This is a genomic window from Mycobacterium lehmannii (genome assembly GCF_001499925.1).
GTDB classification, from domain to species: Bacteria; Actinomycetota; Actinomycetes; order Mycobacteriales; family Mycobacteriaceae; genus Mycobacterium; species Mycobacterium lehmannii.
The window spans coordinates 24,973-43,115 of the sequence record NZ_LQIR01000005.1; the positions used below are offsets into that span (position 1 = coordinate 24,973).

Below are 18,143 nucleotides of genomic sequence, written 5' to 3' on the forward strand. Positions count from 1 at the left end.
CCTGCAAGCTACTGCGTCAGGTACACCCCGATGGCCCAAACGACGGTGGCGAGCAACGCGCCGGCCATTTCGACCCCGACGGACAAGGCGACGCCCTTGAGCGCATGCTTCGTCGATACCCACGCCAGGCGACGGTCGTGCCGGTTGGTCAGTTCAGCGAGATAGATGCCGAGCACGAAGCCGATCGGGAGTCCGAGCACGGGGATCGCGAAGAAGCCGACCACGCCGAGCACTCCGCCCGCGACCAGGCTCAGGGTGCGCACATCGGCCTCCCGCATCCGTCGCACCGGCCACGTGTACTTGATCAGCGCCGCAGCACCGAGCAGCACGGTCGCCACGGCCAACGTCACCCACGCGGCTGGTTCCTGCTCGACGACGGCCCACACCGCGATCGCCCCGAAGACCAGCAGGGTGCCGGGAAGCACCGGCACCACGATGCCGACGATGCCGACCGCGATAGCCAACGCGACAAGCACGATCCCGCCGGTGGTCATGTGTTGAATCTACGGGCGCTGCGCCCGCACCCACTGGATGTTGCCGATGGACTTGGTGCGCACGCTGACGAACCCGCGTTGCTCGAACATGTCGCCGAGTTCGTCTTCGGCGAAGAAGCGGGCCCCGCCGCTGGACAGGATTCGCAGCGGCGGCGGCACCTTGCCGACCGTGGGCGCCATGATCGCGATCCGGCCGCCCGGCCGCAGCACGCGGTACATCTCGGCCACCGCCGACGACGGTTCGGGGATCAGCTGCACCACCGCCAGCGACGTCACCGCGTCGAAGGTCTCGTCCCGGAACGGCAACCGCTGCGCGTCGGCCCGCAGGAATCCGACGTTGGGCCCGGCCTGCGCGCTGACCGCCCGCGCCAGCATCGGTCTCGAGATGTCGATGCCCAGCGCCAACCCGCCCGGTCCCGCCGCGCGGGCCAGCGAGGCGGTGACGTTGCCCGGCCCGCTTCCGATGTCGAGCGCGATACCGCCCTTCGGAATGGCGAGCCAGTCGATCGGCAGCTGCCACGCGCCCACGAATCTGCGGACGATGCCCTGGGTGTAGTCGTAGAACATCGACCCCGGGCCCGACGCCCACACGGCCTGAATCAGACCGCGGTTCGCCGGTGGTGCCTGGTGCGGCGATGTCGCGTCGTCGAGCAGGTCCAGGTAGCCGTCGCGGACCTGGAGACGCGCCGGCGGATCGGAGAACAGCTCGACCGCCCTGCGCAGCGCAGGCGGAAACGAAGACGTATCGGTCACGCTCCCACGCTACCCCCGCGATTCGTGAGTGGTTTCGATCGCTCAGCGATCGTTTTCACGCACAAGTCGCTGCGGTTCAGGCTCCGAGCTGGTCGGCCAGGTCGGCGAAATCGGCTGCCATCACGTCGAACTCGCCGTCTTCGATCTTCGGCGGGCGGCGGCGGCCCGCCCCGTACTCCAGCGGTCGGTCGACGTAGGCGGTCATCAGGCCCGCCCGCTTCGCGCCGCGCAGGTCGCTGGCGTGCGCGGCCACCAGCATCAGCTCACCGGGCGCGACGTCGAGCAGCTCGGCGCAGCCGAGATAGGCCTCGGGATCGGGTTTGTAGTGGCGGAACAGCTCGGCCGAGATCACACAGTCCCACGGCAGGCCCGCACGCTTGGCCATATTCGTCAGCAGCGAGACGTTCCCGTTGGACAGCGTCGTGATGACGTAGCGCGCCTTCAACCGGGTGAGGCCGTCCACGGCGTCGGGCCACGGGTCGAGGCGGTGCCAGGCCCGGTTGAGATGGTCGACGGCCGCGGCATCGACGCCCGTGACCCCCGCCGTGTCGAGCAGCTCGACGAGGATCATGCGGTGCAGGCCGTCGATCGTGGTCCACGGCAGCTCACCGCGGCGCACCCGGTCCATCGCGGGCGGGTAGCCGGCCCGCCAATCGTCGGCGAAGGCGGCCCAATCCCGTTGCACGCCATGGGCGCGACCGAACTCATCCAGTTCACGGATGACACTGGAGCGCCAGTCGACGACGGTGCCGAACACGTCGAACGCCAGCGCCTTCGCCATCTACGGCTCCAGCACGACCTTGCCGAGCACGCCGCCGTCGGCGAGTGCCTGCAACGCGTCGGCGCCCTTCGACAGTGGGTAGCGCATGGGCGGCGGCGGGCGCAATCCCGCCTCGACGAGCTGCGCGACGCCGAACTCGAAGACCGACTGCGATCCTGGCTTGCGGTTCACGTATTCGCCGTAGCCCACACCGATCACCGCCACATTGCGCAGCAACAGCCGGTTCACCTTCACCGTCGGAATCCCGCCCGCCGCAAAGCCGATCACCAGCAGCCTGCCCTCCACGGCAAGCGCTCGGATCGCATCGTCGAACGCCTCGCCGCCGATCGGGTCGACCACCAGATCGACGCCACGGCCGTCGGTCGCGTCCTTGACCGCCTGCAGCCACCCGTCGGTCAACGGCAGCACCACGTCGGCACCCAGCGACTCGACGAATTCGATCGCGTGCGGCCGGTGCACCATCGCGATAACCTTGGCGCCCAACGCCTTCGCGATCTGCACCGCCGCGGTGCCCACACCGCCCGCCGACCCGAGCACCAGCACTGTCTCGCCGGGCCGCAGCGCGCCCCGCTTGGCCAGCGCGAAGTACATCGTCTGGTAGTTGCCCAGCAGCGCAACGGCTTCCGCGTCGTCGAGGCTCTCAGGCGTCGGTGTCAGGCTCTCAGGCGACACCGCCACCCGCTCGGCCCACCCGCCGAGCATCGACAGCGCGGTCACCCGCTGCCCGGGTTTGAACTCGGACTCGTACGGCGCCGATCGCACCACCCCGGCGACCTCCATGCCGGGGACGAACGGCGGTTCGAGCCGCAGCTGGTACTCCCCGCGCAGCAGCAACAGGTCCGGAAAGCTGACCCCGGCCGCACCGACGTCGACAACGACGACGTCCTCGCCGCCGACATCGTCGACGTCGGTGTATGCAAGTCCAGCCGGTCCGGTGAGTTCCTGCGCGACAAGCGCTTTCATCGAACTCAGCCGAGGCTGAAGGTGGCCCGCTGCGCCGCCGACAGGTCGGTGATCTCGCCCCACTTCGCGGCGATGTCGTCGACAGAAGGAACCTCGGAGAAGGTGAGCCCCTCGTTCTGGAACAGCGCTACCCGTTGGACTTTGCCGCCACCGACGATGAACACCGAAGCGGTGTCGGGCAGTTCCTCGGTCATCAGGTAGGCCACCACGGGCGCAACGTATTCCGGCGTCAGCTTCTCGAAGACCTCCGGCGGCAGGATGTCCTGCGTCATCCGGGTCGCCGCGATCGGGGCGACGGCGTTGGCCTTGATGTTGTACTTCGCGCCCTCCTGGGCCAGCGTGTTGATCAGGCCGACGAGGCCGAGCTTGGCGGCGCCGTAGTTGGCCTGGCCGAAGTTGCCGAACAGACCGCTGGTCGAGGTGGCCACCACGACGCGCCCGAAGCCGTTCTCCCGGAAGTGCGGCCATGCGGCACGGATCACGTTGTAGCCGCCGTACAGGTGCACCTTGAGCACGGCGTCCCAGTTGGCGAACTCCATCTTGTGGAATGTGCCGTCGCGCAGGATGCCCGCGTTGGAGACCACACCGTCGACCTTGCCGAACTCGTCGAGCGCGGTCTTGATGATGTTCTCGGCGCCCTCGGGCTCGGCGACCGAGTCGTAGTTGGCCACGGCGCGGCCGCCGGCCTCCTTGATCTCGGCGACGACCTGGTCGGCCATGTTCTGGCCGGCGCCGGTGCCGTCTCGGGCACCACCGAGGTCGTTGACGACGACGCTGGCGCCCTCTTTGGCGAGCGTCAACGCGTATTCGCGTCCGAGTCCGCCTCCGGCCCCGGTGACGACGACGACGCGATCCTGCACTCCTGGCATGGGGTTCCTTTCCACAATCCGCGATTTCGGTGTAGTTGGTTGCGCTGGCCGCCACCAACTACACCCGAATCGCTAAAACAGACGTTTGGCGAGCTTGAGAGCCTTCTCTGTATACGGGGGATAGATGAAGGCGCCGACATCGGGTCGGGTCGGCTTGGTCATCACGGTCTTCTTGTGACTGAACTGCTCGAAGCCGTAGCGGCCGTGGTAGGCGCCCATGCCGGAGGGACCGACGCCGCCGAACGGCAGCTTGTTGGTGGCGAAGTGGAACAGCAGGTGGTTGACCACCATCCCGCCGGCCGGCACCTCCTTGATCACCCGTTCCCTGATGCTCTTGGTCTTGGTGAACAGGTAGGCCGCCAGCGGTTTCGGCCGCGAATTGACGAAACTGATTGCATCGTCAAGTGATTGGACGGTCACGACGGGCAGGATCGGGCCGAATATTTCGTCGGTCATCAACGGTTCCGCCGGGTCGGGGTCGACGACGACGGTCGGCTGGATGCTGATCTTCGACGCGTCCGAACCACCGCCGACGACCACCTCACCCTTGGTCGCGGCCAGCGCGTCGGTCAGCCGCCCGAAGTGGCGTTCGTTGACAATGCGTTTGCCGCCGGGGTTCTCCGACTCGAACGTCGTCACCGCCTCTTTGATCTTGTCGACCAGCTTGTCGCGGATCTTCGCGTCGGCGAGCACATAGTCGGGCGCGATGCAGATCTGCCCGGAGTTGATCAGCTTCGTCCACGCGATGCGCTTGGCCGCGACATCGATGTCGGCATCGGCGGAGACGATCACCGGGCTCTTCCCGCCGAGTTCGAGCGTGACCGGCGTCAGATGCGGTGCGGCGCCTTCGTAGACCTTGCGGCCGATCTCGGTGCCGCCGGTGAAGCAGATGTGGTCGAAGCCCTGCGCGATCAGCTCCTGGCTGACCGAACCGTCGCCCTCGACCACCGCGATCGCGTCGGAGTCGAGGTAGCGCGGCACCAGTTCGGCCATCAGCGCCGACGACGCCGGACAGACCTCCGAGGGCTTGAGGACCACGGTGTTGCCCGCCGCGATCGCCCCGATCGCCGGGCCGAGCGTGAGCACGAACGGGAAGTTCCACGCGCCGATGACCAGCACCGTGCCGAACGGTTCGTATTCGACCCAGCCCCGGCCGGGCAGCTGCGACATCTCGAGCAGCCGATAGCGGCGCTTGGTCCACTTCTTGACGTTCTTGGCGGCGTCCTTGGCCTCACCCGCGGTGCTCGCGATGTCGGCCAGCCACGCCTCGAAGCGGTTGCGCCCCAGATCCTGTTCGAGCGCGGCGGCGATGGCCTCCTCGTTCTCGACGGCGAGGCGTTCGATCGCCTTGAGCTGCCGTATGCGCCACTCGATGTCCCTCGTGCGGCCGGTCTTGAAGGTCTCGCGCAGGCGACGCACGATGCTGGGGATGTCTTCGGTGGCTTGTGCCGGAGTGGCGATATCGGTGGTCATGGGGAGTCCTTCCTGACCCGAGGAATGCCCCGATCCTAACCAACCGGTTGGGCCGCCCAGAAGGGCTCTCTCACTCCTTGTACGCGATGACGAACTCGGAGAACCCGTCGTCGTCGGTGTACTCCTCGGGCAGCACCCAGCGGTCCAGCCGGCGCATCTCCTGTTGGGAGGTCACCGCGGTCGACCGCCACCCGTGCGCGTCGAGCCACTCCGAGACGTCGGCGCGGTCGGGGTCGTTGTACATCAGCTCCGCGACGTCGACGGACTCCTCCATGCCGAGCTGCGCGCGCACCTTCTCGAAACGTTCCCGCATCTGCTCGCGCCGCTCCTCGGCCTGCACCCCGACCGTCTCCACCGAGACGCGGCTACCCGGCGCGCTGAGCGCGGTGATCTGCTCGAAGAGCCGGTCCTGGGCATCGGCGGGCAGGTACATCAGCAGACCCTCGGCCAGCCACGCGGTCGGGGCGTCGGGGTCCAGACCCGCCTCCCGCAGCGCACGCGGCCAGTCCTGGCGCAGGTCGACGGCCACCGCGACGCGCTTGGCGGTCGGCAACGCGCCTTGCTCTGCCAGCCGGGCGGCCTTGTACTCGAGCACCTTGGGCTGGTCGATCTCGTACACCGACGTCCCCGCCGGCCACTGCAGGCGGTACGCGCGCGAGTCCAGCCCCGACGCCAGAATGACGACCTGCCGGATACCGGCCTCGACGGCATCAGTGAAGTACTTGTCGAAGAAGTGTGTTCGAACCGCCTGGTAATTGCCCATGTGCTCGAAGATCGCGGCGACGTCTTCATCCGCGTCGGCGACCTTGACGCGGGTCTGTGGGTCGAGCATGACGTCCCAGACGCCGCCACCGGCGCCCGCGACCAGAACTTTGGCGTAGGGATCACGGATCAGCGCGTCGTCGCGTTCGGTCTCGGCGGCTCGGGCGGAGGCCACCATCACCGCGGTGGTGCCCACGCTGGTGGCGATGTCCCAGGTGTCGTCTTCAGTGCGCAGCGAACTCATCGTCCGCCATCGTAGCCGAGAACTTAGCCAAGCTACCGAGCGCGGGGACGACGGTCAGGATTGCAGGCGCCACAGGTTGTTGGACATCAGCAGCTCGAACTGGCGCACCACCGCTTTGAGCTCCTGGTGGCTGCCGACGAAGCCCGCGTAGAAACCCATCCCCCACATCACCGCGACCAGCATCTCGACCAGCGAGTCGACCTCGGTGTCGGTGGTGAGCTCGCCGCGGGCGATCGCGTCGTTGACCGCCCAGGCCACGAACTCGCGGGCGTGCTTGAGCGAGTCGTGCTCCTCGTCGCTGAGCTCCGGATGGCGCTGAGCCTCGAGTACCGACGTCACCAAAAACGCTGCGGCCGAACGATCTTCGGAATCAGCCTGCATCGCCGCCGTGAAGTACGCCGACAACCTGGCAAGCAGTTTGGTTTCATCTTGCGCGCGCGATCTCCCTGCGTTGACTATCACGGCGTTGGTCTGCTGCACGACTTCACGCCATAAAACCTGCTTATTGGCGAAATAGTGGTTGATCGCGGGGCGGGTCAGATCCGCGCGAATGGCGATCGCCTGGAAGGTCGCGGCATCGTATCCGAGTTCGCTGAAAACCTCGCGCGCCGCTCCTATGATGCGCTCACGCGTCTCGGCAGCCTTCGCTGCGGGGGGACGACCCGGACCTCTACTCGCCGTATGCGGCACGGTCAAATTGTGCCACACGTCACTTACCACTTCAGACGTCCGCTTCCCCCGAGAGCCCCGACCAGCCTTTATCAGCAAATTACAGACTTTGCGGCGGGAAATTCAGCGTAGAGAATCGGCCCAACTTAGAACTAATGTCCACGTAATGGGCAGCGTCGTATCGCGGGACGGTTACTTCGACGTGGGTATCGAGATCCTGTCCGACCTGGGATACGGCGGCCTGAAGCTCGCGGAGGTCTGTCAACGCCTCGGGGTGACGACCGGCTCGTTCTACCACTACTTCCCGAACTGGCCCGCATACACCAGGGAACTGCTCGCACACTGGACGCAGGAGCGCACCGTGCGGGTGATCGCAGCGGTGCGCGCCGAGCCCAACCCGCGGCGACGCATCGACGCCCTGTTCGAGTCGGCCTTCGACGTGCCCCACAGCGCCGAATCCGCCATTCGCGTGTGGAGTGCGCTGGACCCACACGTGCACGAGGTACAGGTGGCCGTCGACCAGCAGCGCTTCGACATCCTGTACGAGTCGGCCTTCGAGATCCTGCAGCACAAGAGGCAGGCGCAGCTCTTCGCCGAGTGTGCGGTGTACGTGTTCGTCGGTTATGAGCAGACGACGTTGCCGCGCGACCCCGAGGGGTTGCGGTGGATCTCCGGGGAATTGCGCGAAGCCCTCGACGACGGTCGGTTCGCGACGGTTCCCGACGGTGACTAGCGCGGGCATCGGGGTTGTCGCTCACTGAAGTCGTCGCCCCGGTGTGGCGCCACGCGGAGAACCGACTGCGACGGCGCGATCCCGAACTCGACGCGCTGCGCCGTGCGGTCCGGGCGGCGATCGTGCTGCCGATCGCCGCCGCGGTGAGCTTCGCGGTCGGCGGTGGGACCCAGACGCCGATGATCACGATCTTCGGTTCGGTCGCGCTGCTGATCCTGGTCGACTTTCCGGGGAACCGGCCGGCTCGCGCGCTGGCCTACCTCTGGCTCGCCTTCAACGGCGCCGTCCTGATCACGCTCGGCACCCTGGTGGCTCCGCATCCGTGGCTCGCCGTCGCGGCGATGTTCGTGCTCGGGGTGGTGGTCACGTTCTCCGGGGTGCTCAGCGAGATCATCGCCGCCGGGCAGCGCGCCACGCTGATGACGTTCGTGTTGCCCGCGTGCACTCCCCCCGGGCCCATACCCGACCGGCTGCTCGGCTGGTTCATAGCTCTGGCGTTCTGTGTGCCCGCCGCGCTGTTCCTCCTGCCGCCGCGCCACCACGACGAGCTGCGCAGCGGTGCCGCGCGTGTGTGCGACCGGTTGGCCGACTGTCTGCAGGGCACCACCCCGGCCAGGAACGTGACCCGGGCGATGAACCAACTGTGGGAGACGTTCCTGGGTGCCGACTACCGACCCGTCGCGCTCACCGCGGGCAGCCGCGCCCTGGTCCGGGTGGTCGACGACCTCGGTTGGCTGTCGGACCGGATCACCGACGGCACAGGCCAACTCCTCGGCGAGATGAAATACCCGCTGATCCGGGTGCTGCGCGATTCGGCCGCAGTACTGCAGATCTCCGACGTCTCGACCCGCGCCGCCCGCACCGCGGACCTCGACGCGGCGCTCACCGAACTGCGCGAGATCGCCCAGGGCCACTACCGCGAGGACATCCTCGAAATCCTCGCATCGTCGGACGAGGCAGACGCGATCACCGTCGGCCGCCATCTGCTTGCGCGACGCACCTTCTCGGCGACGGTAGGCGTCACCGGCCGAATCATCCGCAACGCCGCCGCCGCCGACGCGCGCCCGGTGTGGGCGCGGGTGCTGGGCCGTGGCCTGCCCGAGACCGGCACCGCCGACTGGGTGATGCCTGAGACGACGGCCGTCGCAGCGATCACCCGCGGGTTCCTCGCCACTCGAGCGGTGGTGTTGCGCAACAGTATTCGCACGGGGCTCGGCTTGGCGCTGGCGGTCGCCGTCACTCACCTCTTCCCGCTCGAGCACGGCTTCTGGGTCGTGCTCGGAGCGATGTCGGTGCTGCGCAGCAGCGCGCTGACCACCGGCACTCGGATGTTACGGGCGGTCGCCGGTACCGCGATCGGATTTCTGTTGGGCGTCGGGCTCATCGAACTCGTCGGCGTCGATCCGGTCGTCATGTGGATGCTCCTGCCGACGGTGGCCTTCGGGTCCGCCTTCGTTCCGGAGGTCGCGTCCTTCATCGCCGGCCAGGCCGCGTTCACGATGATGGTGCTGATCATCTTCAACCTGATCGCGCCGACGGGGTGGAGCGTCGGGCTGATCCGCGTGGAGGATGTCGTGGTCGGCGCACTCGTCGGGGTGGTGGTGTCGGTCCTGTTGTGGCCACGAGGGGTGGGTAACCGGTTGGGACGGGCCATCGACGACGCGTTCGCCGTCGGCGCGACGTTCCTCAAGGCCGCAGTGCTGAGGGTCACCCGCGGGGCGTCGGAGGAGGCCGCCGATCGGGTGATCACGCTGAGCCAGCAGGCGCTACGGGCGACGCGGACCGTGGACGACGCAGTGCGACAGTTCCTGTCGGAGAGCAGCGGGCCCACCGATATCCGCGGGCCCGCGGTCCGATCGGCGAACCGGGCCATCAGGCTGCGCGCAGCCGCCGAACTGATCGCCGATGTCGTTCCCCCGCCGCACGGAATCTATCCCCGGACAAGGGAGGTTCTCGAAACCCACGCCGAGGCGATCTGCGCGAGGGTCACCGGCGGCACGGTCGATCCGCCGCCACCACTCAGCGACGACTTCGTGACGGCGCTGCGCGCCGAGGCCACCGACGACGACCTCGCGGTCCCCGCGGCGCTGCCTTTGGTGGCCGTCGCGGCCCATCTCGGGGCGCTGAACCTGCTGTACCCCAAGAGTGCACCGGCACGGTCGATCAACGGCGGTGAGGCATAAGGGCGTTCGGAGGAATCTGTCCGAACCTGCCTGCCTGGTAGTCCTCGAGCGCCTCGATGAGTTCGGGCTTGCTGTTCATCACGAACGGGCCGTACTGGAACACGGGTTCGCGAATGGGGAGGCCGCCGAGGATCAGTACTTCAAGCGCGGGACGGAGGGCGTCCTGGCTCCGGTGTGCTTCCACCTTGATCCGGTCGCCGGGGCCCAGTACCGCAAGCTGGCCCTGGTGGATCGGGTGTGCGACGGGGCCGACCGTACCGCGCCCGGACAGCACATAGACCAGGGCGTTGAAATCGCGTCTCCAGGGCAGATGGAGTTGGGCACCCGGTTGAATCGTGGTATGTGCCAATGTAATCGGGGTATGCGTCGCACCAGGGCCGACGTGGCCGTCGACGTCGCCGGCGACGATTCGGACCAGCGCGCCACCGTCGTCGGACGACAGCAGCTTGACCTGGCCGCCCTCGATGGCCTGGTATCTCGGCGTCGTGAACTTGTCCTTGCGGGGTAGGTTGACCCAGAGCTGGATGCCGTGGAACATGCCGCCACTTTCGACGAGTTCGGCGGGTGGCGTCTCGATGTGCAGAATGCCCGAACCGGCGGTCATCCACTGAGTGGCGCCATCGGTGATCAGCCCGCCGCCACCGTGGGAGTCCTGGTGCGCGAAGCGGCCGTCGATCATGTAGGTGACGGTTTCGAACCCGCGGTGCGGATGCCAGTCGGTGCCTCGCGGCTCTCCCGGCTCGTACTCCACCTCGCCCATCTGGTCCATGTGAACGAACGGATCGAGCTCGGCGGCAGAGACTCCGGCGAACGCGCGGACGACAGGGAAACCCTCGCCTTCGAAGCCGCGCGGCCCGGTGGTGATCGACCGCACGGGGCGGTCGGTGTCCGACGGTCCGGCTGTGGTGATACGGGGAAGGGTGAGCGTATCGGCGGAAACTGCAGGCATGTACGGTATAACCGGACTGCAGTCCGATCCATTCCCTGCCTGTGGATAATGTGTCGCGGGTTGTCGCACCCCGCAGCTAGGCTCTCGCACATGCGTTCGAATCAAGTATCCGATGTACTCACCACGCTGGAGTCGCTGTACCGAGAGCTTGCGGGTCTCCGGCTCGACGGGTTGACGCGCACCGAGCTTTACGCGCTGATCGAACAGCTCGACAAGCTCGACAATCAGGTAGCGGAACTCGAGCAGCGACTGTTCGGCCGCCTGCTTCTCGACCGGAGCGCGACTCCGCGGGATGTGGCCAGGCGCTTGCGTATTTCTGCAGGAGAGGCACAGCGGCGGCTGGGTCAGGCGGCTTCTTAGCCATGAGTGGGAGCGCGGTCAGTCCGCCTTGGGCTTGAGCGTCCATGCAGGAATCCAGTGCGTGACGGGTTTCCGGCGCGCGCCGTAGGCGATTTCGTAGGTCACCAGCCCCCACCAGTAGCCCTGCTCGCACAAACCCCAGCACGTCAGTCGCCCTTCAACGACCGCGTGCATCTGTAGACCGGCCGGGTTGTAGCCGCCGACGGCATGCGGTTCGCGCGGAAAGACCGCAGCCAGATCGACGAGCACGGCGATCGGCGGATCGACACGACGGAAGGCTTGCTGAACGGGCTGGCCGTTGTACCCGATGCCCTTCAGCTCGCCCATCGCTCGATCATACGTTCGAACAGCTGGTTGCTGGACGCGAACCCTCCCGTGACCGCGCGCGTGGCGGCCGGCACCATTGCTCACCGCTCCGGCAGTGGGCCAGATCGGACGTCCGAACATGGGCACTCGGCTGCCCCGCAGCACTATTCCTGCCATCCGGCAATCAATTTCTGCCATCGGAATTAAAGCCTCTGACCACGTGGTTTCCAAGATCAGCTGCAGCTACGAACCGCGACACATGCCACGGCTCGGATACGAAACGAACAAAAGAAGAAGGCTCGAAAATGAAGAAGTTTGGTATCGCTACCGTCGCCGCTAGCGCCCTTGCCGCCGCTCTGATCGGACTGGCCGCACCCGTCCAGGCCGCACCATCCGGACCCGGGAGTGCGCAGCAGACCATCAGCGAGCTGGAATCGCAGGGCTACCACGTGATCGTGAACCGCATCGGTAACGCCCCGCTGGACAAGGCGTCCGTGGTGGCGGTGCGCCCCGGTCAGACCTATACCCAGACCGACAGCCTGGGCGTCGGTGGTGACCGCAACACCCGGGTGATCAACAAGACGATCTATGTAGACGTCAAGTAGCTACCCCGCGAGACAGGCCCCCGGATGCACCCCCTGGCATCCGGGGGCCGTCCATTTCAGCGAACAAGTGTTTCGGAATGCGCAGGCGTGGCTAACACACTGTCGTGGCCTTCGACCTGACGCCCACCGAGGCGCAGCACGACCTGGCGCGACGGACCCACGAGTTCGCCGAAGAGGTGGTCCGGCCCGTCGCGCTCGAGTACGACCAACGCCAGGAGTTCCCCTGGCCGGTCCTCGAGGAAGCCGCCACGCGGGGCTTCTACAGTCCCCTGTTCTATCGCGACCTCATCGGCGACCCGACCGGGCTTTCCCTGCCGATGTTCATGGAGGAGCTCTTCTGGGGATGCGCCGGCATCGGCCTGGCCGTGGTCATGCCCGCGCTCGCGCTGTCGGCCATCGGCCAGGCCGCCTCGCCCGAACAGATGCTTCAGTGGGCACCCGAATGCTTCGGCACCCCAGGCGATCTCAAGCTGGCGGCGCTGGCGATCTCCGAACCCGAGGGCGGCAGCGACGTCCGCAACCTGCGCACCACGGCCCGGCGCGACGGCAACGACTGGATCATCGACGGCCACAAGATGTGGATCGGCAACGGCGGCATCGCCAACGTGCACGTGGTCAACGCCGTCGTCGACCAGGAACTCGGACACAAGGGCCAAGCGCTCTTCATCGTCCCCGGTGGCACCCCGGGTCTGGAGATGGTCCGCAAGCTCGACAAGCTCGGCTGCCGCGCCTCGCACACCGCGGAGCTGAAGTTCAACGGCGTGCGCGTCCCCGCCGACAACCTGCTCGGCGGCCAAGAGAAACTCGACTACAAGCTGGCCAAAGCCCGCGAAGCCGTCGAAGGCGCCAAGCACTCCGGCTCGGCGACGCTCGGCACCTTCGAACAGACGCGGCCGATGGTCGCCGCCCAAGCCCTCGGAATCGCCCGGGCCGCGCTCGAATACGCCACGGAGTACGCCAATCGGCGAGAAGCGTTCGGCGCCCCCATCATCGACAACCAAGGCATCGCGTTCCCACTCGCCGAACTGGCGACCACGCTCGACGGTGCCCGCCTGCTCACCTGGCGCGCGTCGTGGATGGCCGCCAGCGGCGTCCCGTTCGAACGCGGCGAGGGCTCGATGTCCAAGCTCGCGGCCAGCGAGGTCGCGGTCCGCGCCACCGAACGCGCCATCCAGACAATGGGCGGCTGGGGCTACATCACCGACCATCCCGTCGAGAAGTGGTACCGGGATGCCAAGCTGTACACCATCTTCGAGGGCACCAGCGAGATTCAGCGGGTCGTGATCGCCAATGCGCTCGGCGCCGCCGACGGGAAGCCCCCGCTGCACTTCGACCTCGAACCGAGCGGCGGACCGTTCAACCGCATGTTCGGTCGCGGTACTCCGCTACGCGGTCGGGCCGCCGATGCCGCGCTTTCGGCCAAGGATCGGGTGCCCGCGCCGATAATGCGGTTGGCGATGAACGTGTTGCGCCCGCCTCGCAAATGACTCGCGGATAAGCAGACAAGGGGTGCCCGATGGCCGTTCGGATGGCCGACCTGCTGCGCGGAAACCTCGACGCCCTGCGGTACGAACCGACGCCGAAGCGGATTCGCGTGGCCCTTGCCGGTGAACCGCTCGTCGACACCTGCGACGCCGTGTTGGTGTGGGAACCACGCCGGATCCTGCCGACGTACGCGGTTCCGGTCGCCGACCTCGCCGGGCAGCTGGTGCCCGCGGGCGCCGAATCCGGCGACGACGACGCGGATCGCCCCGGCGTCGACCGCGCGGTGCTCGATCCCACGGTCCCGTTCGGCACCCACTCCTGTCCCGGCGCCGAGTTCGACGTCATCGCCGGCGAGGAAACGGCACCCGCAGCGGCCTTCCAGCCTGAGGACCCCGACCTCGCCGACTACCTGGTTCTGGACTTCGGCGCGTTCGAATGGCGCGAAGAAGACGAGCCGATCGTCAGCCACCCGCACGACCCGTATCACCGCATCGACATCCTCACGAGCAGCCGCCACGTCCGCATTGAATCCGGCGGCCGCCTGCTCGCGGAGTCGAAACGCCCGCTGCTGCTGTTCGAGACGCATCTGCCGGTGCGGTACTACCTGCCGCGCGAGGACGTCGTCGCCGACCTCGACGACAGCGACACCATCTCCTACTGCGCGTACAAGGGGCGGGCGTCGTACTTCTCGGTGCCCGACGGGTCGCGCGACGTCGCGTGGACTTACCGCGATCCCCTGCCCGACGGCGAGCGCGTCCGCGACCACATCTGCTTCTTCGACGAGCGCGTCGACGTCACCGTCGACGGTGAGCGCGGGGAGCGCCCCGTGACGCAGTGGAGCTAGAACCGCAAGTTGCGCAGCAGGTCGTAGACGCCGGCGATCCACAGCAGCATCGGGATCACCGCGGCGATCGCGGCGCCGTCGAGCAGCTCGAGGATCCGCTTCGTCACCGGTGAGATCCGGCGGACGCTCGCCGTGGCACCGACGGCGGTCAATGCGACGACGCCCGCGAGCGCGTAGATCGCAAGGACCAACCAGGCCCTGTCCGGGTACCACAGGCACAGCCGAACCATCACGCCCGTCGGGATGGCGACGGTAGCTGTCAACAGCGCCCAGGCACACCATCTTTCGGCATACAACCGGGACCGGAATCCACAGATCACCGCGGTCACGCCCGCGACGATCATGCTGTGCACGAAGAAGTGGCCCTGCGTCACGACCGCGATCGCGCCGACCGACAGCACGAGGGCACCCGCCGTGACGAATCCGATCAACAGCCGCCTGGCCAACTGGCTGCGCTCGTGCAGGCGCGCCGCCGACTCCGGAACAGAGGCGATGATCGCCTGCCAGGTCGGCGTCTCCTCGTCGCTGTGCGATGTCGCGACGGGATCGAGCAGTTCGTCGTTGGACACCGTCTCCCCCGGGGCCGGGATCGGCGGCAACGCGATGCGGGCGACCGCGACGGTCAGTTTGGCGGCATTGGTGACGACGATCAGACCGAACGCGATCGCTCCGGTGGGCACCCAGTGCTGCCATCCGTAGCCGAAGGCCACCGCCGCAGCCGTCGCCGCGATCGACGCGATCGCCAGGAACGACGCCAACTCCGCTCTGCGGCGGGGCCCGCCACGCGTGGCCAACGTCAACAACAACACCACCGCGGAGGCGCCCGCGATCTGCGGTGCGCCCAGCGAGTCGACGCCCCGGGGAAGGGGGACGGCCAGGGCCACCGCACCCGCGAGCGTCGGCAGCGCCGCCGTCAACAGGCTCTCGGCCAGGTCGACGTTGCGGTAGCGGTTGTTGGCCACCGCGCTACCGCCGAGCAGACCCAACCCCAGCACTGCGAGAGCGGCCGCCCACCACCAGTCGTGCCCGGCGCGCGACCACGCCAGCATCGCCATCGCCGTGACGACCACCGACACCAGCGGAATCGACACTCCGACAAACCGGTTCAGAGCCGAGCGGTCGAACTCCGGCGACTCGTCCAGTACGGCGATCGCGTCGATGACATCCTCGACGAGCGGCCGATAGCGTTCGGTGCGGCTGACCGAGACCAACGTCAACAGCGATCCGTCGACGACCCCCGCCTCATCAAGCGACTCGCTGAATCTCAGCGGCGGCGCACCCGGCCTGGCGAAAGCCCACACGCCCTGCGCCTTGAAGTCGAAACCCGCCAGCACATCCTTGGGTGTGTCCTCGAGAAGCTCGGCGAGCACCGAGACGGTCTCGTCGATGTAGGTTTCGATCGGCGCCGCCGCAGGCAAGACCAGATCGGTCATGCGCCGTCCGGTGAGGATGGTGACCCGGGTGGTCGACGGCCGCCCGGGCGTGACGCTCGAGGCGGATGTCGCTGCGGCGGTTGAGGTCACCGACGTTCGAGCCTGTCGAAGTCGTCGGACAGGGCGGCGGCCAGCTCGACGATCCGGCGCCGGAACGTCTTGCCGAGCAGATCCAACTGGATCTCGGTGCCCGCTGCGATGTGCTTGTCGTACGGCAGCACGATGACCCGCCCCGGCGGTACGTGGCGCTCGAACTGCGCGACGAGATCTTCGACGTCGATGTTCGGCTTGCCCGACACGATGTGGTTGATCACCACGCACGAGCGGCTGAGCAGATCCTGATATCCGTTCTGCCGCAACCAGTCCATGGTCATCGCGGCCTGGCGGGCGCCGTCGATCGACGCGCTCGCCACGATGACCAGGCCCGAGACGGTCGACAGCACACCGCGTGCGGCGGGCTGGAACAGTCCGGCTCCGCAGTCGGCGAGCACGAGGTTGTAGTAGCGCGACACGATGTTCGTCACGCCCTTCCAGTCCTCGTCGTTGAACTCGCGCCGGGCTCCGCTGTACTCCTCGCTCGAGAGCACCTCGAGGTTCGCGCCGTTCATGCTCGTGTAGGCGCGAATGTCGTTGTAGCGCTGCAGCTCTTTGTCGGCGAGCAGATCGGCGATGGTGGCCGCGGACTGGCGGCCGGCCCGATCGGCGAGGTTACCCCCGTCGGGGTCTGCGTCGACGGCCAGGATCCGGTCTCCGCGCACCTTGCTCATGGCGGAGCCGAGCGCGACGGTCACCGCGGTCTTGCCGACACCGCCCTTGAGCCCGAACACACCGATCTGGTACGAGTCCCTGGCATTTCGGCGGATCCGGGTGTGCAGTTCCATCTCGTAGAGCTCGTCCGGTGACAAGCCCAGGTTGATCCGCGTCAGCATGTAGAGCACGTGGCGCCAGCCCCGCTGCGAGGGCATCTTCACCGCCGACTTCACCCCGACATGCGACAGCGCGTCGATTGCGCGGTGATTGCCGATGGTGGCCGCCGACGTCTGCGCGGGCGGGGCGCTGGAGAAGGCGCCGTTCTTCTCCGATTCGGCGAAGTGCTGGCTCGGCGCCGGAGCGGGCGCAGGCCGCGGCGCCGGTGCGGGCGCCGAGCGTGGCTGCTCGAAACGTGCGCCGGCCGGTGCACCGCTCATCGGCACCCGCATCATTGAATTCGCTTGCGGCGGCGGTGGTGTCGACCGCGCGGGCGGCATCTGCGTGGTGATCTCGTTCTGCTGCGGCGGCGGCGCCTGTTTGGTCTGTCCGACCGGCACCGTCGGCCCCGTCATCTCGACAGGGACGTGGCCACTGGGCATGGGTGCGGGCGGGCGCGTGGCCGCACTGGTGGTGTCGCGATCCACTGCGTCGTCGTCGGCTGTTTGGACAGCGTCTCCCGCGGAGTGGAAAAGCCGGTCATAGTCTGCCGACATGGGAACCTCTCTGTGTAGTCGCTAAGCGAGGACACACACGCGGTGGGCAAGACCCCCCGAAGGATGAAACCTGCCCACCCGCGTGCAGTTCCTATCCGCCGAACGAGCTCTCGATCATCTTGTCGGCCTGGAACATGGTCCCCCCGCTTCCGCCTGCCTCCTGAATGGTGGCGGCGAGTTGCCGGAGGGCGGCGTTGAGCTCGGCCGAAGCGGTGTCCCAGCGCATCTGCACGGCCTGGTAGGCCTCCGAGCTGGTGCCGCCCCAGACTCCGGCGAGAGCGGTGAGAGAGGCCTTGCCCTCCTCGAGCAGACCCTCGGTCCGGCCGACGGCGGTGTTGATCTCGGCCGACGACCCGTCGATCGCCGCGTAGTTGTAAACCTTTTCGCTCATGGTGTGTTCTCCGTTCGTCGGGTTGGGTTCAGAACTGCATCGCGGTCGACAGCGCCGCGGACTGGTCGCTATCCGTCGCGGCGTACTGCGCGCCGGCGGAGTGGATGTTGGCCGAGATGTCGTTGAGCGCCTGGACCTGACGAACGGCGGCTTCGTGGAAGCGCATCAGGGCGGCTTGTGCGGCCGAGCCGGCCTCGCCGATCAGCTGCGCGGACAGGGCGCCTGCCGTGGACTCCACCTGTCCGATGACGGCCTGCAGCTCTCCACCGATCCGTTCGAAGTTGGCTGCCTCCTTGGCGAGGACAGCAACATCGGTATTCATTGCCATGCTGGATACTCTTTCTCTCTTCCTCTGTCCTCACCATCGCTGGCGAGTCTTTCCG

The 18,143-nt window shown here is 67.5% G+C and carries 20 protein-coding genes; 6 read left to right on the forward strand and 14 right to left on the reverse strand.

Features of this window, described 5'->3' with window-relative positions; genetic code table 11:
- Nucleotides 1-8 precede the first annotated feature (8 nt).
- The 8 genes from AU192_RS04695 to AU192_RS04730 all read right to left on the reverse strand — a co-directional run bounded on the left by AU192_RS04695 (nt 9) and on the right by AU192_RS04730 (nt 7,029).
- Nucleotides 9-494 (reverse strand): DUF456 domain-containing protein, encoded by a 486-nt coding sequence (locus tag AU192_RS04695; protein WP_064394634.1) that lies wholly within the window; start codon nt 492-494, stop codon nt 9-11.
- Nucleotides 495-503: 9 nt separating this feature from the next.
- Nucleotides 504-1,247, reverse strand: coding sequence for a methyltransferase domain-containing protein (locus tag AU192_RS04700; protein ID WP_064394635.1), 744 nt, complete (start codon nt 1,245-1,247; stop codon nt 504-506).
- A gap of 76 nt (nt 1,248-1,323) precedes the next feature.
- Complete coding sequence (locus AU192_RS04705; protein ID WP_064394636.1) at nt 1,324-2,028, reverse strand: haloacid dehalogenase type II; 705 nt, start codon at nt 2,026-2,028, stop codon at nt 1,324-1,326.
- Nucleotides 2,029-2,991, reverse strand: a complete 963-nt coding sequence (locus AU192_RS04710; protein ID WP_064394637.1) for an NADPH:quinone oxidoreductase family protein — start codon at nt 2,989-2,991, stop codon at nt 2,029-2,031.
- A gap of 5 nt (nt 2,992-2,996) precedes the next feature.
- Nucleotides 2,997-3,860 (reverse strand): SDR family NAD(P)-dependent oxidoreductase, encoded by an 864-nt coding sequence (locus tag AU192_RS04715; RefSeq protein ID WP_064394638.1) that lies wholly within the window; start codon nt 3,858-3,860, stop codon nt 2,997-2,999.
- A gap of 72 nt (nt 3,861-3,932) precedes the next feature.
- A complete protein-coding gene (locus AU192_RS04720) occupies nt 3,933-5,333 on the reverse strand; it encodes an aldehyde dehydrogenase family protein (RefSeq protein ID WP_064394639.1) in 1,401 nt (466 codons plus the stop codon).
- Nucleotides 5,334-5,403: 70 nt separating this feature from the next.
- Complete coding sequence (locus AU192_RS04725; protein WP_064394640.1) at nt 5,404-6,339, reverse strand: class I SAM-dependent methyltransferase; 936 nt, start codon at nt 6,337-6,339, stop codon at nt 5,404-5,406.
- Between the two features lie 54 nt (nt 6,340-6,393).
- Entirely contained in the window at nt 6,394-7,029 is a 636-nt protein-coding gene (locus AU192_RS04730; RefSeq protein WP_064394706.1) for a TetR/AcrR family transcriptional regulator, read from the reverse strand.
- Nucleotides 7,030-7,174: 145 nt separating this feature from the next.
- Between AU192_RS04730 and AU192_RS04735 the strand changes: the two genes are divergently transcribed.
- Both AU192_RS04735 and AU192_RS04740 read left to right on the forward strand, forming a co-directional pair.
- Nucleotides 7,175-7,741 (forward strand): TetR/AcrR family transcriptional regulator, encoded by a 567-nt coding sequence (locus AU192_RS04735; protein ID WP_064394641.1) that lies wholly within the window; start codon nt 7,175-7,177, stop codon nt 7,739-7,741.
- A gap of 14 nt (nt 7,742-7,755) precedes the next feature.
- Entirely contained in the window at nt 7,756-9,924 is a 2,169-nt protein-coding gene (locus tag AU192_RS04740; RefSeq protein ID WP_064394642.1) for an FUSC family protein, read from the forward strand.
- Here the strand turns inward: AU192_RS04740 and AU192_RS04745 are convergent.
- Nucleotides 9,905-10,873, reverse strand: coding sequence for a pirin family protein (locus AU192_RS04745; protein WP_064394643.1), 969 nt, complete (start codon nt 10,871-10,873; stop codon nt 9,905-9,907). The two genes, AU192_RS04740 and AU192_RS04745, sit on opposite strands and share 20 nt — an antisense overlap.
- Nucleotides 10,874-10,963: 90 nt before the next feature.
- Here AU192_RS04745 and AU192_RS04750 point away from each other — a divergent pair, with 90 nt between their 5' ends.
- Nucleotides 10,964-11,233: a hypothetical protein gene (locus AU192_RS04750; protein ID WP_064394644.1), complete on the forward strand. Its 270-nt coding sequence runs from the start codon at nt 10,964-10,966 to the stop codon at nt 11,231-11,233.
- A gap of 18 nt (nt 11,234-11,251) precedes the next feature.
- Here AU192_RS04750 and AU192_RS04755 read toward each other — a convergent pair whose 3' ends face one another.
- The gene (locus AU192_RS04755; RefSeq protein ID WP_064394645.1) at nt 11,252-11,560 is read right to left on the reverse strand and encodes a hypothetical protein; all 309 of its coding nucleotides are present in this window, start codon (nt 11,558-11,560) and stop codon (nt 11,252-11,254) included.
- Between the two features lie 284 nt (nt 11,561-11,844).
- Here AU192_RS04755 and AU192_RS04760 point away from each other — a divergent pair, with 284 nt between their 5' ends.
- The 3 genes from AU192_RS04760 to AU192_RS04770 all read left to right on the forward strand — a co-directional run bounded on the left by AU192_RS04760 (nt 11,845) and on the right by AU192_RS04770 (nt 14,473).
- Nucleotides 11,845-12,144 (forward strand): hypothetical protein, encoded by a 300-nt coding sequence (locus AU192_RS04760; RefSeq protein WP_064394646.1) that lies wholly within the window; start codon nt 11,845-11,847, stop codon nt 12,142-12,144.
- Nucleotides 12,145-12,248: 104 nt separating this feature from the next.
- On the forward strand, nt 12,249-13,631 hold the full coding sequence (locus AU192_RS04765) for an acyl-CoA dehydrogenase family protein (RefSeq protein WP_064394647.1): 1,383 nt from the start codon (nt 12,249-12,251) through the stop codon (nt 13,629-13,631).
- 29 nt (nt 13,632-13,660) lie between these two features.
- Nucleotides 13,661-14,473 carry a DUF427 domain-containing protein gene (locus AU192_RS04770; protein WP_064394648.1) on the forward strand — a complete coding sequence of 271 codons (813 nt, stop codon included), beginning with the start codon at nt 13,661-13,663 and terminating at the stop codon, nt 14,471-14,473.
- Here the strand turns inward: AU192_RS04770 and eccD are convergent.
- The 4 genes from eccD to AU192_RS04790 all read right to left on the reverse strand — a co-directional run bounded on the left by eccD (nt 14,470) and on the right by AU192_RS04790 (nt 18,088).
- Nucleotides 14,470-15,996: a type VII secretion integral membrane protein EccD gene (gene eccD, locus AU192_RS04775; RefSeq protein ID WP_064394649.1), complete on the reverse strand. Its 1,527-nt coding sequence runs from the start codon at nt 15,994-15,996 to the stop codon at nt 14,470-14,472. The genes AU192_RS04770 and eccD overlap by 4 nt on opposite strands.
- Nucleotides 15,993-17,369 carry a MinD/ParA family ATP-binding protein gene (locus AU192_RS04780; protein ID WP_064394650.1) on the reverse strand — a complete coding sequence of 459 codons (1,377 nt, stop codon included), beginning with the start codon at nt 17,367-17,369 and terminating at the stop codon, nt 15,993-15,995. Before AU192_RS04780 ends, eccD begins: the two co-directional genes overlap by 4 nt.
- A 91-nt stretch (nt 17,370-17,460) precedes the next feature.
- On the reverse strand, nt 17,461-17,760 hold the full coding sequence (locus AU192_RS04785; RefSeq protein ID WP_064394651.1) for a WXG100 family type VII secretion target: 300 nt from the start codon (nt 17,758-17,760) through the stop codon (nt 17,461-17,463).
- A gap of 28 nt (nt 17,761-17,788) precedes the next feature.
- Nucleotides 17,789-18,088, reverse strand: a complete 300-nt coding sequence (locus AU192_RS04790; RefSeq protein WP_064394652.1) for a WXG100 family type VII secretion target — start codon at nt 18,086-18,088, stop codon at nt 17,789-17,791.
- Nucleotides 18,089-18,143 lie beyond the last annotated feature (55 nt).

Excerpts from the sequence above, each read along its gene's own strand:
- AU192_RS04695 (WP_064394634.1), bottom strand. The coding sequence starts at position 494 with ATGACCACCGGCGGGATCGTGCTTGTCGCGTTGGCTATCGCGGTCGGC.
- AU192_RS04705 (WP_064394636.1), bottom strand. The coding sequence starts at position 2,028 with ATGGCGAAGGCGCTGGCGTTCGACGTGTTCGGCACCGTCGTCGACTGG.
- AU192_RS04710 (WP_064394637.1), bottom strand. The coding sequence starts at position 2,991 with ATGAAAGCGCTTGTCGCGCAGGAACTCACCGGACCGGCTGGACTTGCA.
- AU192_RS04715 (WP_064394638.1), bottom strand. The coding sequence starts at position 3,860 with ATGCCAGGAGTGCAGGATCGCGTCGTCGTCGTCACCGGGGCCGGAGGC.
- AU192_RS04720 (WP_064394639.1), bottom strand. The coding sequence starts at position 5,333 with ATGACCACCGATATCGCCACTCCGGCACAAGCCACCGAAGACATCCCC.
- AU192_RS04725 (WP_064394640.1), bottom strand. The coding sequence starts at position 6,339 with ATGAGTTCGCTGCGCACTGAAGACGACACCTGGGACATCGCCACCAGC.
- AU192_RS04735 (WP_064394641.1), top strand. The coding sequence starts at position 7,175 with ATGGGCAGCGTCGTATCGCGGGACGGTTACTTCGACGTGGGTATCGAG.
- AU192_RS04745 (WP_064394643.1), bottom strand. The coding sequence starts at position 10,873 with ATGCCTGCAGTTTCCGCCGATACGCTCACCCTTCCCCGTATCACCACA.
- AU192_RS04750 (WP_064394644.1), top strand. The coding sequence starts at position 10,964 with ATGCGTTCGAATCAAGTATCCGATGTACTCACCACGCTGGAGTCGCTG.
- AU192_RS04755 (WP_064394645.1), bottom strand. The coding sequence starts at position 11,560 with ATGGGCGAGCTGAAGGGCATCGGGTACAACGGCCAGCCCGTTCAGCAA.
- AU192_RS04760 (WP_064394646.1), top strand. The coding sequence starts at position 11,845 with ATGAAGAAGTTTGGTATCGCTACCGTCGCCGCTAGCGCCCTTGCCGCC.
- AU192_RS04770 (WP_064394648.1), top strand. The coding sequence starts at position 13,661 with ATGGCCGTTCGGATGGCCGACCTGCTGCGCGGAAACCTCGACGCCCTG.
- AU192_RS04780 (WP_064394650.1), bottom strand. The coding sequence starts at position 17,369 with ATGTCGGCAGACTATGACCGGCTTTTCCACTCCGCGGGAGACGCTGTC.
- AU192_RS04785 (WP_064394651.1), bottom strand. The coding sequence starts at position 17,760 with ATGAGCGAAAAGGTTTACAACTACGCGGCGATCGACGGGTCGTCGGCC.
- AU192_RS04790 (WP_064394652.1), bottom strand. The coding sequence starts at position 18,088 with ATGGCAATGAATACCGATGTTGCTGTCCTCGCCAAGGAGGCAGCCAAC.